Source organism: Methyloversatilis sp. NSM2, assembly GCF_038066675.1.
In the GTDB taxonomy this organism is placed as follows: domain Bacteria; phylum Pseudomonadota; class Gammaproteobacteria; order Burkholderiales; family Rhodocyclaceae; genus Methyloversatilis; species Methyloversatilis discipulorum_A.
In genome coordinates this window covers 1-15,834 of the sequence record NZ_JBBUKV010000003.1, presented here as the reverse complement: position 1 = coordinate 15,834, position 15,834 = coordinate 1, and the positions used below count along the sequence as shown (strand labels likewise).

Sequence of the window (15,834 nt, the reverse complement as noted above, 5' to 3'; positions counted from 1 at the left end):
GACGCGGCATCCACCTGCTCGTCCCGAGGTGCCCCTCGGGAGGTAAAGACAATACAAGGAGCGGCCTTGGCCGCGACAGGGCCGCCGCAGTCCGCCGGCTTCGCTACAGGCTGCGGTCGCGGTCGGAAGACCGCTCCTACAAGATACTGATCCGGTTGCGGCACGGTCTGCCGTACGCCTTCCATTGCGCCCCGTCACACCCGGGTGATGACCACCTCCAGGTATTCGCTGGGCACCACCAGCGCATCCGCACCGCCGACATTGAGTTCATCCAGCAGGGCGAGGATGTCGCGCTCCAGTGCCGGGCGGACGTCTGGCGCCACGGCGCCGAAGGCCTTGTGGATCGGACCGTAGAAGGCGCGGAACACCTCCAGCCAGTGGGCGGACGAGCGATAGCGGAAGACGAAATGCCGGCGCTCGCAGCGCATCTGTGCGGCACGGGGACCGAACAGCTCGACGATGTGCGGCTCGGTGCCCCACAGCGAGGGCGACTTCACACCTTGCGGCGGCGGCACGTAGGCGCCGATGATCTTGAACAGACGGCCGATGAAGCCGCCGGGCGTCCAGCTGGCGAGCGCGATGCGGCCGCCGGGCCGCACCACGCGCAGCATTTCGCCGGCCGCCGTGGCGTGGTCGGGTGTGAACATGACGCCGAAGGTCGACATCACGACGTCGAAGCTCGCGTCATCGAAGGGCAGCCGCTCCGCGTCGGCGACCCGGAACTGCACGGCCAGACCGTCCGCGGCGGCGCGGAGGCGGGCCTTGTCGAGCAGTGCCTCGACATAGTCGGTGGAGGTGACGTCGGCGAAGCGGCGCGCGGCGGCGAGGGTCGCGTTGCCGTTGCCTGCGGCGACGTCGAGCACCTGTTCGCCGGCGCGCAGGTCCGCCGCCTCGGCGAGTGTTTCGCCAACGATTTGCAGCGTGGTGCCAATGACGGCATAGTCTCCGCTTGCCCAGGTGGCATGCTGCCGTTGTTTGATGGCGTTGAAATCCGGCGCGGTGACTTGGGTTTCGAGTACGGCTGACATGGTGATCTCCTCAGGATGTTGTGGGGTGCGCCGCACCTGCCACGGCCCGATGGGCGTGTGCGTATTTCTATGCGTGTGGCGTTGTGCGACGACGGGACCATTCTTCCTGCAGGGGCCGGTGGGCGATTCACCGCATGTCGTTGAAACTTGCTCGCGGCTCCGCGATTGCGCGATCACTTGATCGTGTGTCCGCGCCGATTGATCGGGACGCCGCCGGGGAGGGGTCATGCAAGGCGATCCGTTGTCCGATGTGCTGACCAGTGTGCGTCTGCGCGGCGCGATCTTCTATTACGTGAGCTGCGACGATCACTGGGTGGCCGACACGCCGCCGTCGCCGGAACTGGCTGACGCACTCAGCCCCGGCGCCGAGCACGTGATCGCCTATCACATGATCCTGCGGGGAAACGGCTGGGTCGGCATGGAGGGTCAGGCGCCGGCCAGGCTGCAGGCGGGCGACATCGTCATGTTCCCGCGCGGCGATGCTCACGTGCTGTCCAGCGCGCCCGGCATGCGCGCGGCCGGCGGCGATCAGTCCTGGCGCGCAACGACGCGCGACCACCCCCAACCGGTCCTGATCGCCCTCCACGACGGCGTGTGTGAGCTCGATGCCGAAGTGCCCTCCAGTCGCGCCAGCATCACGATGGTCTGCGGCTTCATCAGCTGCGACCTGAAGCCCTTCAACCCCTTGATCCAGGCCCTGCCGCCGATGCTGCACCTGCCGTCGAGCGGGGTCGGCGCCTGGGTGGCACCCATGCTCGAACAGGCGGTTGCCGAGTCACGCCACCGGCGGGCGGGCAGCGCGGCGGTGCTCGAGCGCGTCAGCGAAATGGTGTTCGTCGATGCGGCGCGCCGCTGTCTCGAAGCCCTGCCGGAAGAGGGCGGCAGCGGCTGGCTCGCCGCGCTGCGCGATCGCTACATCGGCAAGGCGATCGCGCTGATGCACGCGCGCCCGGCGGAGGACTGGACGGTGGATGAACTGGGCCGACAGGTCGGCCTCTCCCGCTCAGCGCTGCATGAGCGTTTCGTCGATTGCGTCGGCATGCCGCCGATGCAGTACCTCACTCACTGGCGCATGCAGCTGGGCGCCAATCTGATGCGCGAAGGGCAGGCATCGGTCGCCACCATCGCGCAGGAGATCGGCTACGAATCCGAGGCGGCGTTCTCGCGGGCGTTCAAGCGACTGACGGGCCAGCCGCCGGCGACATGGCGGCGGGCGCAGCGCGGGGCGGGGTAGTGGGAACGCTCCTCACAACGTCGCCACGTGAGACTCGACAACGCAGTGCTCGCGGAGGAGTCAATCGTTCTGGTCATCGCGGCTCAGAAGTACCCTGAGCATGCGTTCAGGATTGGCGAGGAAATTGCGCGTGACGAGGTAATGCTCCGTGTCCTCGTATGCGACCTCCTCGATGCCGTCTGCAGTGAGCTGGAGGATGCGCGCATCGGGGTAGGCCATAAGGATAGGCGAATGCGTGGCCATGATGAACTGCGCGCCTTCGGTTACCAGGTCATGAATCCGGGAGAGTACCGCCAACTGGCGCTGGGGAGAGAGCGCCGCCTCGGGTTCGTCGAGGATGTACAGACCCTCGCCGCGGAAGCGTTGAGTCATCAGGGTGAGAAAGGATTCGCCATGCGACTGTTCGTGCAACGAGCGCCCGCCGAATCCATCGATGACGCGCGCGCCAGCCATTGGCTCGGCGTCGAGATTCTCGATCTCCGTCGCCACATTGAAGAAGCTCTCCGCACGAAGGAAGAAACCGTCCTTGGGGCGGCGGACGCCTCGGGCGATACGCAGGAAGGCGTGAAGTTCCGAGTGCGACGCGCGCGTGCCGAAGTTGAAGTTGCGGCTGCCGCCCTCGGCATTGAACCCGAGCGCGACCGCGATCGCCTCAAGCAACGTCGACTTCCCCGAGCCGTTCTCGCCCACCAGGATAGTCATCTTCGGATGAAGATCGATCTGTTCGAGCGCACGGATCGCCGGCAGCGCAAACGGATAGCGATCAAAGGAATCGACCTTGTCGCGCTGAAGGGAAATCCGCGAGACGAACTGACTTGTGATCATGGCGTCGAGGTTTGCCGGTGGGGGAGGTGGCTGGAGTTTGGCATGCGAAGGAAAACTTCCGGGCTGCTCTCTTGTTACCCGACAGCCCAGGATGCCTGCGTGACGCTCTTGGTGCCTGCGCGCGGGAGAGCGTTCGGGCAACGCCCGCGAGAGGATCGGGAAATGTTGCTCCGTCCCCCGTTGTAACTGTTGTTACGCGAGCCTGGCCGCAGCATCGTGATCTATCATGACGCATCAAGATGAATCCTGACGGAGGCGACATGTCCGCCCAGACTCGCGAAAAGTTCTCATCTCAGGCCTCGCCCGAAGTGCTCGCCGCGCTGAGGCAGATTGCCGAATCCGAAGGCCGGCAGTTCCAGGTGGTGCTGGACGAAGCCCTGCGCGACTATATCGAGCGCAAGGCACAGGGCCGGCCGCGCAGACATGTCATGGAAGCGTTCGCGGACAGCCTCGGCGAATTCGACAGTCTGTACCGCGAGCTTGCCAAGTGAGTGCCAAGTGAGTGCCAAGTGAGCGCCAAGTGAGGGCACGGGATTACCTGACCCTTGCCGACGTGCTCGCGCTGCACGCCATGCTGATTCAGCGATATGGCGGCAGCCCGGGCCTGCGTGATGCCGGAGCACTCGAATCCGCGCTGTTCCGCCCGCAGTCCGGCTACTACGAAGACGTCGTGGCCGAAGCTGCGGCGCTGTTCGAAAGCCTCGCCATCAACCACCCTTTCATCGACGGCAACAAGCGTGTCGCCTTCGCCGCGACCGACGTCTTCCTGCGCATCAATGGCTGCCGTCTGAAACAGTCACCGGACGCCGTGTTTGCCCGGATGATGGACATGTTCGACGCCGGCACCTTTGACATCGCCCATCTGGAGCCGTGGTTACGCGGCATCATCGCCCGGCCGGAATAGCGCGTGTCGGAAACGCTCACTGTTTGCGTTCGCGGCGTACAACCTGACCCGACTGTTGAATCCGATGCGGCGGGCGGCGACTGCATAAGGACAAGTGCGTGCGCCGTCCTGCAGGTCGCGGCAGATTTACGCCCCAGGCGCCAAATGCACCATCATCGGGCCGAGGTCTCCGTGAGGCGGTCGGTGCGCGGAGCCGGGGCTTCCGGCGACGCCGCGAGACGCGGCGGCTGCATCGATGTCGAGGGTTCCCGTGGGCCTTGCGGCTTCGTCCAGCGAGACCACATAAGCCGAGCTGCTGCCAACCGTGGTCGCGCCACTACCTTCTGACGCGTCGTCTCCGCTAAGCGGCGACGAAGGCAAGACTGTCGGCTCCACCGGGTCCTTCGCGTTCCCGTCAAAGGTGAGATACGGAGGCTGCATGCACTTCAACGAACGCAGCTTGATTGCTCGTCGACGCGGCGGCGAACTGGCTAGCCGCACGGCGGCCTCAACCGCCTCCCCGAGAAGCTTGGCGTAGGCGCGCATGCGCCTCTGCCGGTGGTCCTCGACAGGAGGGTAAGGTATGAAGGAACCGCCGCTTTCGAGCGCCATATCGTTCGCAAAGCCAAGGGCAACGTCCAAGAGCATCTCTTGATTGCAGCGAGGGTGGCGAAAGCTCGCTTCGACGATGTGCTCCAGGAGTTCTGCGAACGCCTTGAACTGAGTGGGGTGCCACGCTTGTAGTTTGAGGAACTCGAACGCAACAGACACTGCCGACACAAACTCAGTAGAACTGGAAGCCAGGTAGTCCTTGAACCGCTGAAGCCCCTCGGTAAGCGCATAGCCTCCTTGCAGGCACATGAATACCAGATCGTTCGCGCCGAGAGAGACGAAGCTGCGATTTCGCAGAAACATGCGGACGACAGCAAACGTGTACTGTTGATACTCTAGCTTCCCGCGCTCTTCGGCGTACCGAAGCACCTCTTGTGGCCACACCGACCTGAGCTGCGCGGCGCCGAAACCGAACTGCGCAAGTCGTCCGTCCACAGTAAACAGAGTCGCATTCTTCTCCACGGTCAGGAGCAGCGCCGCGAGTTCCTCGTCTTCAAGAACGTCCTGCGCTTGCTCAAGGTCTGCCGGAAGCTCTTCCGGGCCATAGGCAGGGACTATCACACAGTGCTGTCGGACTGCGTCAACCATGCTTTGAATGAATTCCGTCTGCCGCTCCCTGTCCTGGTTCGTGTGCTCGACAAACCGCATGGTGCCGTTGTCATCGAACAATTGTCCGTCGGAGCGTTCGAGCTTTGCCTCTTCAAGTCGAGCCTCGAGAGTCTCAACGGCTTTCGTTGAGATGTAGACACGAGGTAGGGCTGTCAGGGCTGCAAGGCAGTCAAGCGACGCCAGCTCGGCAACGGTCGCGGCATCAACCACATACTCGACGTCGGCCCGCTGGAGCAGTTCGACAGCAACCTCCCGTTGCTCCTTGGTACCCGCACACACGAACAATGGAGGTGCGTCAGACGGCCACCCAGAAACCATATCGACCACGCTTCTCCCGAGCAGTTTGCCCAAAATTCCCAGCGTGATAGGGCTATCCGCGTACGCTTGGAGCGCTCGTCGCGAGTGTTCCGACTGGCGCTTCAACATGGCGTGAACGTGGCTGAAGTCGACGCCTTTGTCGCTCTTCGGGATCGGCACGGACATCAACGGCAAGTTCGAAGCAACCGGCGAGTTGACCCGTTCCTCCGCAGTGTGAAGCAGCCGCCGGAACGTGCTCGTCACCCCCTCGACAACAAAGCGCTGCTCAGTTCCGAAGGGCCCGGGCAGAGAGACTTGCTGGCCTACGACCGCGCCCCGAAGTGCGCGGGCTGTGTTACTTGACGGCGCCACAATGCCTTCGCGGGCAGGGAGGTTCGGCAAGCCCTCCGGGTCCAGCGAAAGTGTCACTGTCTCGCCCAGTTCGTTCTTGAGCGTCACGGCGGCCCCTGGCTGAACTTCCGTCAGTTCTTCTTCCATGAACGGAAGCTCTTGCGGCCCGGCCACGATGGCAATGAAGTAGGCGGAGGCTGCGTCTACATCGTCGAGGTTGCGACGAAACATGACATAAAGCCGGAGCATGCCTATCTCTTTGCGGCCGAACCGAAGCTCAAGAGATGCAATCTGAGCAAGGAGTCTTGGTGGCCCGGACAAGTCGGCCGGAACCGACTCCAGCGCATGATGGAATCGGGTCATCTTGCGCATCTTGAGGTCGAGCGCTAGACGTAGCAGCCAGCCGCCGGCTTCCTGCGGCCGTCTCTCGCAGTGCAACTCGGCGAGCGGCACCAGAAACTCCCAGTCCGATGCCTGCTGCCCCAGATCAATCGCGAGGCTCAGCGCTCGCTCGTCGCTGGTCCAGGTGTCTGGAAATGACAGGACCAGCTCCCTCGCCTTGCGCAGTGCGCCCGTTCGCACATAGCAGCGAAGCAGCCTGTTGTGGAGTTCAGAGTGCTTTCCACGCGGGGCGAGCAACTCGTACTGATGGGCGGCGAGTTCCAGCTTGTCCGTGGTGAAGAGCAGATCCGCGAGCAAGAGTCGCTCGGCCGGAGCTGTGTCTTTAGACACCAAGGTGCAGGCCTTCTCAATCGCCGCATCAGCGGCCGCTTCGTCTTTACCCGCATGCAGTACCCGGGCGCCGCCGCATATGACAGCAAGGCTGTCCGAGCACGCGACATTTGCTGCTTTGACCTCTGCCAGCGCTTGCTGCTTGCCGGTGTCTGACTGCCAAAGAGCGATCCACCGCATCGCGCGCAGCAGGTGCGGCACCTCTTCCTTCTGGAAACCATTTTGCGCCACCAACGCCTGCACGGCCTCGACCAGCAGAACGTCGCCCACATCAGAGGCATACTCAGCGACCAGAATCAATGCCTCTTCCTCAAGGTCGTCCAGCCACTCCCGACCGCTTTGGAGCAACTCGTCTGGGCGGTCCTGTCGATGATAGGCTTCTAGTGCGACTCGTTTAAGACGAGGGGTCAACACGCCGGCGTGGCGAGCCTCTTCGATGAGCTCAAGAGTCTCGTTGGGCGCGCCAAGGACAAGGTGGCTGTAGCCGAGGTGCACTAGCGTGTCTTCGACTGAGCCCGGCGATTGCACCGACCAAACGCGCTCTTTCCGAGGGGTGAGCGCCTCGACGGACTGCCGGAGCGCGGCGATTGCGGCTTCGCTCACTAGACCATATGCGACTTTCACGGGGTCGCTGGTAGCCGCCTCGAGCGCTAACACCAGCGCCGTGTTCCTCACAAAGAACGCAGCATTCGGCTTGGCCAATGCCTTGGCGCTCAGCTCGACGGCGCCGTCGAGATCTCCGGCCTTCTTCCGCGCCCACGCGAGCAGCTGCAGCACATCGCAGTCGTCGCGCATCGCGGCCGGTGCATCAGCGAGCGCTAGGGCGTGCCCCTGGACCATCCTGGCATTGGCATGAGCAATCCAGACGTGGACTGATGCGGGATACCTTGCGAGCGCCTCATCCCCCGCGGCCAGTGCCTCGTCGACCTTGTCAGTGAAGAGTAAGCCTCTAACCTTTGCCGCCGCGATTCTCTCGTCGTCAGGGTAGAGCTCAGCGGCGCGAAGAAAGTCTGGAGCGGCGGCTGCACCGCTCTCAAGGTGCCACACGCAAACGCCCCGCTGCACGTACCAGCGAGCCTGCTGGTGGGAATCGAAAAGCGCCATGTCCGCGCCGATGCGCTGTAGGTCCTCAAGGGCATCCTTGAACCTTGCTGCTCGCAGTACGTCGTTGACAGCGTCGAGCTGCGAGGTGAGGTACTTGTTGACCGAATCGGCACGGCCGCTAGGCAGGCCCACCAGAACCTCTAGCTTGGAGTCAATGCTGAGCAGGTTCGCCTTAAACCCTGCGTTCTGCTCGTCTATTCGGTGGAAGACGGCGCCAGGCGCGTTCGGCGCGTAGTCGTTTTGGAGCTTCGAGCTGCCGCAAATATGCCTGCAGAGGTCCTGCCAAAACTCAATCTTGACCGGATACTGTCCCTTCGCAACCCTGGCATCGGACAGGTCCTGCACTTCGCGCAGGAGCACCGCATCACTCGTGGCAGTGGTAGCGACGATGAGGCGGACGATTGGGGCGTTCGCCTTGTCGGCTTCGGAGACCTCGTGCTCTACGTGCTTGAGCTTCAACGCTCCGTCTGCGTACTTCTTGCACTGAACGCCGAGACGGCCTTCTGGCGCGTCGATGAAAACATCGATGCCTCCTTGCTTCTGGCCACGGCGCCCATTCGTTTGTGGCAGTGGGTCATTGAAAACCGTCCCGTAAATGCGGGCGCACATGTCTTCGAACTCGCCTTCGCCAGTGGGCTTCGAAATCTCAAACTGCACGTTGTGCATCTGCCTCCCTACAAGCTAACCGACGCGAGCCGGAACGCCCACCCCAATGGGCAGGCGGTTGATGGGGTGAACAATAGGGGGCGCACCACGAATAGCCTATCCAAGCCATTAAAATCGTGGTCTGAATCCCTCCTTTTATTTTACATTTTTCGTTATTCTTGTTGGTTCAATCGAACATCAGGTTGCGCTATGGTTTGTTGTACTCGTCTGAAATTGAACAGGTTCCTATTGAGCATAAACGAAAAGAGTATGAGTCGATGCTTTCTCGTGGTCTTCCACATCCAACTACCGCCGCACCCTCCGGCATCTCCATATCTTCCGTTATGGGGAGGGGCCAAGTGTTTTTTGATACCCTGATTGCGCAGACTTGGCTGGGGGCCCTTTCGCTGCCGAGTTTTGCGTGAAATTCGTAGATGTATCCCGGTTCTGATTCAAACGGAACCCAGTAGATTGCACTAAATTGGCGTACTGTGAGTGGGAGAAGGGTTACTAGGCTTAGCGAAACGCCAACTTCTTGTGTGCCTGGTAGGAATGCGTAAGCGTGTGGGGAGCCCCATATGATGTCAAATTCAGGTATGTTGCCATTGAATTTCCATGCGGAAAGTACGATGTCTGGGTTTCGATCCTTTCCTTTGACAACACTCATGACGCGAATCATTGATACTTCATGATCCGGTCGTTGATCACCCGTATAATGATAAGAGATTCTGTTGCACCCCGTAAGAGCAACTCCGAGTGATGTAATGATTGCAAATCGAGCTGCATTCCTGTTCATGTGCGCGCGCGGACTCTCGTTTAAATTTCTGTTACCGCTTTTTGGCGATGCTAATTTTCATGCTTGAAAAGGAAAAGCCGCATGCCCTCCCAGGATCATGCGGCCTCAATATGACCAGCGCGTGCCGCGCCGGTCAAGCACTTCGCATCAGCAGCTTCAGTACGTCTTGTACGGCAAGAACTTCCCGCTCATCGTGATGCTGACGCGGTCGCCGGCGGGGTTGGCTTCACGGGCCAGATCCATCTTGAAGTCGATCGCGCTCATGATGCCGTCGCCGAATTCTTCGTGGATGAGTGCCTTGAAGGTGGTGCCGTACACATTGATCAGTTCGTAGAAGCGGTAGATCAGCGGGTCTGTCGGCACGGCGGTGGGCAGTGAGCCCTTGTAGGGCACGACCTGGAGCTGGGTCACGGCTTCGGCCGGGAGGTCGAGCATTTCGCCTATGGTCTTGGCCTGTTCGGCGGTGAAGGTCATCTGGCCGAGCAGGCCGGCCGTGACCCATTCCTTGCTGAGGCCGATGGCCTTGGCGAGGTCGGCCCACTTCAGGCCCTTGGCAACCTTGCGTTCGACGATGAGATCGGTGACGTCTTCGCGTTTCATGTGAGTCTCCTTTGAGGTGGTGTTCAGGCGGGTTGGCTGGATTGGCCGGGGTGGACGAGAGGCGGGTTCTTCGCATCCCAGCCTGGGCCGGGCTGGAATTCGCGCGAGCGCTTCACCAGGAAATCGACCAGGTGATTGCGCAGCGTGTAGAAGGCGGGCTGCTGGTGCAGGGTTTCGCGCACGCGCGGCCGGGCCAGCGGATTGACGACGATCTCGGCGATCTTGGCGCGCGGGCCGTTGGTCATCAGCACGATGCGGTCGGCCAGCAGGATGGCTTCGTCGACGTCGTGGGTGATCATGAACACGGTCTGCTGCGTGGCTTCAACGATGCCGATCAGTTCGTCCTGGATGCTGCCGCGGGTGAGCGCGTCGAGCGCGCCGAAGGGCTCGTCCAGCAGCAGCATTTTCGGTTCGATCGAGAAGGCGCGAGCGATGCCGACACGCTGTTTCATGCCACCGGACAGCTCGGCCGGCTTCTTGTCCAGCGCGTGGCCGAGGTGCACCAGTTCGAGGTATTTCACCGCGTGTTCGCGCACCTGCTTGGCCGACCAGTCGGGGTGACGGCTGCGCACGGCGAACTCGACGTTCTTCAGCGCGCTGAGCCAGGGCATCAGCGCGTGGCCCTGGAACACCACGCCGCGGTCGAGCGAGGGGCCGCGCACTTCGCGGCCGTCCATGATGACGTGGCCGGCGGTGGCTTCGTCGAGCCCGGCCAGGATGTTCAGGATGGTGGTCTTGCCGCAGCCGGAGTGGCCGAGCACGCACACGAACTGGCCGCGCTCGATGCCGAAATGCACGTCTTCGAATACCGGCGCGGGGTCGGGGTTGCCCGGCTGCGGAAACTGCCGCTTCAGGCCCTCGACCTTGAGGAAGGGTTGGGTGCTCATCGTGATGGGGCCTTTTTTGTCTGCGGACGACCCGGCCGAGGGTGGAGGCGCGGCCTCCAGCGGGTCGCGGGTCTGCGTCTTCAGCGGTACGACGGGGGCGAGGGCTGCGCTCATGTTCATTCCCTCCAGGAGATGGCGCGCGCCACCCAGGCCAGCAGGTGATCGAGCAGCATGCCCACCAGGCCGATCAGCAGGATGGCGGTGATGATGTTGGTGATCGAGAGGTTGTTCCACTCGTTCCAGACGAAGTAGCCGATGCCGGTGCCGCCCACCAGCATTTCGGCGGCGACGATGACCAGCCAGGCGATGCCGATGGAAATGCGCATGCCGGTCAGAATGGTCGGCGCAGCGGCCGGAAGGATGACCAGGAAGGCCTTGCGCAGCGGACTCACTTCGAGCGTGCGCGCGACGTTCAGCCACTCGCGCCGCACCGATGCCACGCCGAAGGCGGTGTTCACCAGCATCGGCCACAGCGAGCAGATGAAGATGACGAAGATGGCGGAGATGCCCGAGTCCTTGATCGTGTAGAGCGCGAGCGGCATCCAGGCCAGCGGCGAGATCGGCTTCAGGATCTGGATGAAGGGGTCGAGCGCCTTGTACACCAGCGGCGACATGCCGATCACGAAGCCCAGCGGGATCGCCACCAGCGCGGCCAGCAGATAGCCGCCGAGCACGCGGGCGATCGAGTAGGCGATCTGTATGCCCAGGCCCTTGTCATTGGTGCCACGGTCGTAGAAGGGATCGCTCAGGTGTTCCCAGATCTTGGCCGCCACCTCGCCCGGACCGGGCATTGCGGACTGGCCGCCGGCCTGCGCCTGGGCACCCATCAGCGCGGCGTACTCCGGGTCCATCGCCGGCGCGGCGCCGCCGCCGCCCGACGAGGCCGTGGTCGCCAGATACCAGGCGCCGACGAAGAGCGCGAAGAACAGCGCCGACAGCAGCGGCGCCAGCCATGCTTTTCTCATGCCGACACCTTCCGGATCTTGAAGCTGTTGAGGTATTCCTCCGGCTTGGCCGGGTCGAATTCCTTCTTCATGACCGAGAACTTCTTGGTCGTCGTGCTCGGCACCGGCAGGCCGACTTCCTTCATCAGCGCGGCGGCGTCGGTGGCGAGGAACACCTCCTTGGCAACCTTCTGGTAATCGACGTCGCCCTTGATCTGGCCCCAGCGCTTCATCTGGGTCAGGATCCACACGGCGAAGGATTCCCACGGGAAGGGCTCGAAGCCGATGCGGCCAGGCACCTTCTGCACGCCACCGAGGCCGTCGGCGTAGGTGCCGGTGAGCACCTGTTCGACAACGGTAACCGGCTGGTTCAGGTAGTTGGCCGGCGCGATCGCCTCGGCGATCTGCTTGCGGTTGGCCGGGTTGCTGGCGGTGGCGGTGGCCGTGATGATGGCGCGCAGCAGGGCCTTGTAGGTGTTCGGCATCGTCGTGACGAACTCCTTGCTCGCGGCGAAGGCGCAGCAGGGGTGGCCTTCCCAGATGTCGCGGGTGAGCGTGTGGATGAAGCCCACGCCGTCGTATACCGCGCGCTGGTTCACCGGGTCGGGTGCGAGGAAGCCGTCGATGTTGCCGGCGCGCAGGTTGGCCACCATTTCCGGCGGCGGCACCGAGCGGATCTGCACGTCGGTATCGGGGTCGATGCCGTGCTCCGCGAGGTAGTAGCGCAGCAGATAGTTGTGCATCGAGTAGTCGAAGGGCACCGCGAACTTGAAGCCCTTCCAGGTTTTCGGGTCGCGCTTGTCCTTGTGCTTCACCGACAGCGTGATGGCCTGGCCGTTGATGTTCTCGACCGCCGGCATGGTCCAGGGGATGGGGTTGGAGCCGGCACCGACCGAAATGGCCAGCGGCATCGGCGACAGCATGTGGGCGGCGTCGTATTCCTTGGCCAGCGACTTGTCGCGGATGACCGCCCAGCCGGCGGTCTTCACCACTTCGACGTCCAGACCCTGCTTCGAGTAGTAGCCCAGCGGGTGCGCCATGATGATGGGCGTGGCGCAGGTGATGGGGATGAAGCCCACCTTGAGCTTGGTCTTCTCCAGCGGGCCGGGCGAGGCGAATGCGTCCTTCACGGTGCCCAGCGGCAGGAAGGTCGAGATGGCCGCCATGGCGGTGCTGGCACCGACCGCACGGATGAAGTTGCGGCGCGTTTCGTCATGCGGGAACAGCGCGCGCATGACCGCGCCTTCGACCACGCGGTCCAGCATCGCCTCTTCGGACAGCGCTTCGGCCTGGTCGTGTTCAGCCTGGCTGTGATGGCGGCCGCAGGAGCAGCCATTCAGTTTCACGTTGGGGTCGAAGGGGTTGCGGAAGGTGCTCATTGCGGGACTCTCCTTGTTCTGGAAACTTCAGTGGGCGAAGCAGGGGACCGGGTTCGGCGCGTACTCGATGTCGTGCGCGTAGGTGTCGTAGGCGGCGCTGTATTCCATGCAGCGCGCCACGTCGCGGATGAAGCCTTCGTCGTAGCCGGCGCGGCGCAGCAGGTGGAAACCCAGCTCCATGCCGGAGGCGATGCCGCCGGCGGTGACGATGCGGCCGGCATCGACCACGCGGGCATGCGAGATGCGGCAGGCGGGCGCGATTTCGGCGAGGCGGTCGATCGGCAGCTTGCCCAGGTGCGAGGCCTCGACCCGGTCCGGCTCCTTGCGGTTGGTCGCCGGAATGCCGTCGAGCAGGCCCATGCGGCCGTATATCCAGGAGCCGGTGCACACGCTGGTGAGCAGGCAGCTCGCGGGTAGTGCGTCGATGAATTCGTGCAGCCGGCCGTTCCAGGTTTCCTGCCGCGTGCCGGCGCCGCCGGGAATGAGAAAGGCATCCATCGCCGGGCGGTCGGCAAAGCTGTAGTTGGGCAGCACCGTGAAGCCGGCCTGCGCCTGCACCGGCCGCTGCGCGTCGGCGATCAGGAACACCTCCAGCTCCGGGTCGAAACGCCGCGCCACCGAAAACACCCCGTGCGGCGCCGTGAAGTCGACGATCTCGGCGTCCTTGAAGACGTAGATACCGAGCCTGAAGCCGCGCTTGCGCTGCGATCCCACCGTGTAGATCTCCCGTGCGTTCATGGGACGAATGCTAGGGAGCGGGGCAGGGGGCCGGTATCACTACGGATGTGATTGTCGTGTAGTGCGGGCACTACACGACCGGCCGGACACCTGCGCGCTTGCGGGTCGACTGTCGTGATGCTTTACACCCGGCCGGTGGTCGTTGATGAAAACGCTTTGTGCTCAAACCTTTGGCATGCGAGGGCCGAATCTTGCTTGGGTCGCCGCCGTATCGATCCAACAGGAGTGTTTGATGGGCTTTCACCGTATTCCGACCGTTCTCGCCATGTTGGGCCTGACCGCGCTGCTGGCGTCCGCGCCCGCTGCCGCGACCGACGTGCTGCTCGATTTCTCCGGCAACATCTGCGGCGATGCCACCAATGCGGCCTGCACGAACGGCGCCGGCATCGGCCAGGGCTACGGCGACGTCGCCGGGCTGCTCGACGTGTCGCATCGCGCCTTCGTGACCGCCACCGGCACCACCGTCAACAGCAGCCTGTTCTACTGGTCGACGGCGTACTCCGACCTTGAAGGCGTGGCCTGGGGCGGCAGCAATCCGGACACCCACAGCGCCGAGTTCGTCTTCACGCCCGGCGCCGGTTACGCGGTCACGTTGAATTCGATGGATTTCGGCGATTACCTGAACCGCAACGACGGCTCGTCAGCCGTCGTGCTCGATCTGCTCACCGGCCAGACCCTGTGGAGCTCGGGCGCCTTCGACGCCGGCACCACGCGTCTCTCCTTCATGCCCGGCGTGTCGAGCGTCAACGGCCTGGTGCTGCGCTTCGGCCCGGACAGCTACAACACCGGCATCGACAACATTTCGCTGACCGTCACCGCGGTACCCGAGCCCGACACCTGGGCCATGCTCGCCGCCGGTCTCGGCGTGATCGGTGCGCTGCGTCGCCGGCGGAAGGCGGACTGACCTGACGGCGGTTCCGGGAGATATCCGTGTGAGGGGTCTTCGGACGCCGACGGCGAACTGTATCGAGGTGGGCGGCATGTGACGGCCGCGTCGCGGCCAAGGCCGCTCCCACAGGGATCGTGCCGAATCCGGGGCCAAGGCCAGTCCCGGGGTTGTATGGGAGGGGTCTTCTGACCCCGACAGTGGTGGCGGGCTGGGTGCAGTCCTGTGCCGAAGTCGGTGGGAGCGAGCTTGCTCGCGACTGCTGCCTGAATCGTAGCTGGCGGTCTTCAGCCGCCGCGTCGCGGCCAAGGCCGCTCCCACAGGGGGCGTGCCCGATCCGGTCCCAGGGTTGTGTGGGAGGGGTCTTCTGACCCCGACGGCGGGCCGAATCAATACCTGCCGCGCTTACAGGAGGCGGGCAGCGAAACGCGCGAAGTCGTCTTCGATCGCAGCGGGGCGGATGTCCGGGTTGTGCTCATCCGCGGCCGAGTACTTGCCGGTGCGCACCAGTACGCCAGCGATGCCGGCCGCCTGTGCGCCGCCGATGTCGTCGCGCAGGTCGTCGCCGATCATGATGGCCTCGTCGGCGCGCACGCCGGCAGTGTCGAGCGCGGCCTGGAAGAACGGGGCGGCGGGCTTGCCGGCGATTTCGGCCTGAACGCCGGTGCTGTATTCCAGCCCGGCGACAAAGGCGCCCATGTCGAGCGACAGGCCGTCCTCTTCCTTGAAGTGGCGGTTGCGCGCCATTGCGATGAAGGGCAGGCCGCGCATGATGAGGCGGAAGGCGGTGTTGAGCTGGGCGTAGTCGAAGCAGTGGCCGGCGTCGCCGAGCACGACGGCGTCCGGTTCGGCGGCATCGGGCCCGACTTCGTCGCGCAGGTCCGGATGCACGATCCAGTGCGGATGCAGGCCTCGGCTGCGCACGAGATTCATCGTGGCGCCCGGCGCGGTCAGCAGTTCCTGGTCGCGCACATCCAGGCCCAGGGCCTGCATCTTCGCCACCAGCGTGCGCCGCGGCGTGCGCGTGGTGTTGGTCAGGAACACGAGCTTGAAGCCGGCGGCGCGCAGTCGCGCAAGCGCCTCGATGGAACCGGGAATCAGCTGGTCGCCAACGTGCAGCACGCCGGCCAGATCGATCAGCAGGGCTTTCGGGTTTGCGGGCAGAGACATGGCGTTCTCCTTCGTTCGATGCGGCGCGCAGAGCCCCGTAGATACTGTTATCCGAGTCAAACCCCGTGAGCGGTTGGGTCGAAAGGTTTGCCGGATCGGAGAACGCCAAAGGCG

General features: G+C 63.7%; 13 protein-coding genes. 4 read left to right on the top strand and 9 right to left on the bottom strand.

The window, feature by feature from the left end; translation table 11 throughout:
* Positions 1-194: 194 nt before the first annotated feature.
* Positions 195-1,028, bottom strand: a complete 834-nt coding sequence (locus WJU27_RS07600) for a class I SAM-dependent methyltransferase (RefSeq protein WP_341421667.1) — start codon at positions 1,026-1,028, stop codon at positions 195-197.
* Positions 1,029-1,254: 226 nt separating this feature from the next.
* On the opposite strand from WJU27_RS07600, the gene WJU27_RS07595 reads away from it, so the two are divergent.
* On the top strand, positions 1,255-2,262 hold the full coding sequence (locus tag WJU27_RS07595) for an AraC family transcriptional regulator (protein ID WP_296810561.1): 1,008 nt from the start codon (positions 1,255-1,257) through the stop codon (positions 2,260-2,262).
* Between the two features lie 60 nt (positions 2,263-2,322).
* Here WJU27_RS07595 and WJU27_RS07590 read toward each other — a convergent pair whose 3' ends face one another.
* Positions 2,323-3,087 (bottom strand): AAA family ATPase, encoded by a 765-nt coding sequence (locus WJU27_RS07590; protein ID WP_341421666.1) that lies wholly within the window; start codon positions 3,085-3,087, stop codon positions 2,323-2,325.
* A 260-nt stretch (positions 3,088-3,347) separates the two neighbouring features.
* Between WJU27_RS07590 and WJU27_RS07585 the strand changes: the two genes are divergently transcribed.
* A complete protein-coding gene (locus tag WJU27_RS07585) occupies positions 3,348-3,578 on the top strand; it encodes a hypothetical protein (RefSeq protein WP_008060588.1) in 231 nt (76 codons plus the stop codon).
* 29 nt (positions 3,579-3,607) lie between these two features.
* The gene (locus WJU27_RS07580) at positions 3,608-3,991 is read left to right on the top strand and encodes a type II toxin-antitoxin system death-on-curing family toxin (RefSeq protein ID WP_341421665.1); all 384 of its coding nucleotides are present in this window, start codon (positions 3,608-3,610) and stop codon (positions 3,989-3,991) included.
* Between the two features lie 126 nt (positions 3,992-4,117).
* On the opposite strand, the gene WJU27_RS07575 is transcribed toward WJU27_RS07580, so the two are convergent.
* The 6 genes from WJU27_RS07575 to WJU27_RS07550 form a co-directional block, all read right to left on the bottom strand.
* The gene (locus tag WJU27_RS07575) at positions 4,118-8,341 is read right to left on the bottom strand and encodes a PIN domain-containing protein (protein WP_341421664.1); all 4,224 of its coding nucleotides are present in this window, start codon (positions 8,339-8,341) and stop codon (positions 4,118-4,120) included.
* 931 nt (positions 8,342-9,272) lie between these two features.
* Positions 9,273-9,716 carry a cyanase gene (gene cynS, locus WJU27_RS07570; protein WP_341421663.1) on the bottom strand — a complete coding sequence of 148 codons (444 nt, stop codon included), beginning with the start codon at positions 9,714-9,716 and terminating at the stop codon, positions 9,273-9,275.
* A gap of 23 nt (positions 9,717-9,739) precedes the next feature.
* Positions 9,740-10,603 carry an ABC transporter ATP-binding protein gene (locus tag WJU27_RS07565; RefSeq protein WP_020164228.1) on the bottom strand — a complete coding sequence of 288 codons (864 nt, stop codon included), beginning with the start codon at positions 10,601-10,603 and terminating at the stop codon, positions 9,740-9,742.
* Between the two features lie 116 nt (positions 10,604-10,719).
* A complete protein-coding gene (gene ntrB / locus WJU27_RS07560) occupies positions 10,720-11,568 on the bottom strand; it encodes a nitrate ABC transporter permease (protein ID WP_341421662.1) in 849 nt (282 codons plus the stop codon).
* A complete protein-coding gene (locus WJU27_RS07555) occupies positions 11,565-12,926 on the bottom strand; it encodes a CmpA/NrtA family ABC transporter substrate-binding protein (protein WP_341421661.1) in 1,362 nt (453 codons plus the stop codon). The genes ntrB and WJU27_RS07555 overlap by 4 nt, the downstream gene beginning before the upstream one ends.
* A 27-nt stretch (positions 12,927-12,953) precedes the next feature.
* The gene (locus WJU27_RS07550) at positions 12,954-13,664 is read right to left on the bottom strand and encodes a DJ-1/PfpI family protein (RefSeq protein WP_019918727.1); all 711 of its coding nucleotides are present in this window, start codon (positions 13,662-13,664) and stop codon (positions 12,954-12,956) included.
* Positions 13,665-13,896: 232 nt separating this feature from the next.
* Between WJU27_RS07550 and WJU27_RS07545 the strand changes: the two genes are divergently transcribed.
* Positions 13,897-14,568 (top strand): PEPxxWA-CTERM sorting domain-containing protein, encoded by a 672-nt coding sequence (locus tag WJU27_RS07545; RefSeq protein ID WP_341421660.1) that lies wholly within the window; start codon positions 13,897-13,899, stop codon positions 14,566-14,568.
* Between the two features lie 387 nt (positions 14,569-14,955).
* On the opposite strand, the gene WJU27_RS07540 is transcribed toward WJU27_RS07545, so the two are convergent.
* The gene (locus WJU27_RS07540) at positions 14,956-15,720 is read right to left on the bottom strand and encodes a TIGR01458 family HAD-type hydrolase (protein ID WP_341421659.1); all 765 of its coding nucleotides are present in this window, start codon (positions 15,718-15,720) and stop codon (positions 14,956-14,958) included.
* Between the last annotated feature and the right edge of the window lie 114 nt (positions 15,721-15,834).

What these genes read in the sequence shown, in the direction of transcription:
- WJU27_RS07600 (WP_341421667.1), bottom strand. Translation starts at nt 1,028, where the DNA reads ATGTCAGCCGTACTCGAAACCCAAGTCACCGCGCCGGATTTCAACGCC.
- WJU27_RS07595 (WP_296810561.1), top strand. Translation starts at nt 1,255, where the DNA reads ATGCAAGGCGATCCGTTGTCCGATGTGCTGACCAGTGTGCGTCTGCGC.
- WJU27_RS07590 (WP_341421666.1), bottom strand. Translation starts at nt 3,087, where the DNA reads ATGATCACAAGTCAGTTCGTCTCGCGGATTTCCCTTCAGCGCGACAAG.
- WJU27_RS07585 (WP_008060588.1), top strand. Translation starts at nt 3,348, where the DNA reads ATGTCCGCCCAGACTCGCGAAAAGTTCTCATCTCAGGCCTCGCCCGAA.
- WJU27_RS07575 (WP_341421664.1), bottom strand. Translation starts at nt 8,341, where the DNA reads ATGCACAACGTGCAGTTTGAGATTTCGAAGCCCACTGGCGAAGGCGAG.
- cynS (WP_341421663.1), bottom strand. Translation starts at nt 9,716, where the DNA reads ATGAAACGCGAAGACGTCACCGATCTCATCGTCGAACGCAAGGTTGCC.
- WJU27_RS07565 (WP_020164228.1), bottom strand. Translation starts at nt 10,603, where the DNA reads ATGAGCACCCAACCCTTCCTCAAGGTCGAGGGCCTGAAGCGGCAGTTT.
- ntrB (WP_341421662.1), bottom strand. Translation starts at nt 11,568, where the DNA reads ATGAGAAAAGCATGGCTGGCGCCGCTGCTGTCGGCGCTGTTCTTCGCG.
- WJU27_RS07555 (WP_341421661.1), bottom strand. Translation starts at nt 12,926, where the DNA reads ATGAGCACCTTCCGCAACCCCTTCGACCCCAACGTGAAACTGAATGGC.
- WJU27_RS07550 (WP_019918727.1), bottom strand. Translation starts at nt 13,664, where the DNA reads ATGAACGCACGGGAGATCTACACGGTGGGATCGCAGCGCAAGCGCGGC.
- WJU27_RS07545 (WP_341421660.1), top strand. Translation starts at nt 13,897, where the DNA reads ATGGGCTTTCACCGTATTCCGACCGTTCTCGCCATGTTGGGCCTGACC.
- WJU27_RS07540 (WP_341421659.1), bottom strand. Translation starts at nt 15,720, where the DNA reads ATGTCTCTGCCCGCAAACCCGAAAGCCCTGCTGATCGATCTGGCCGGC.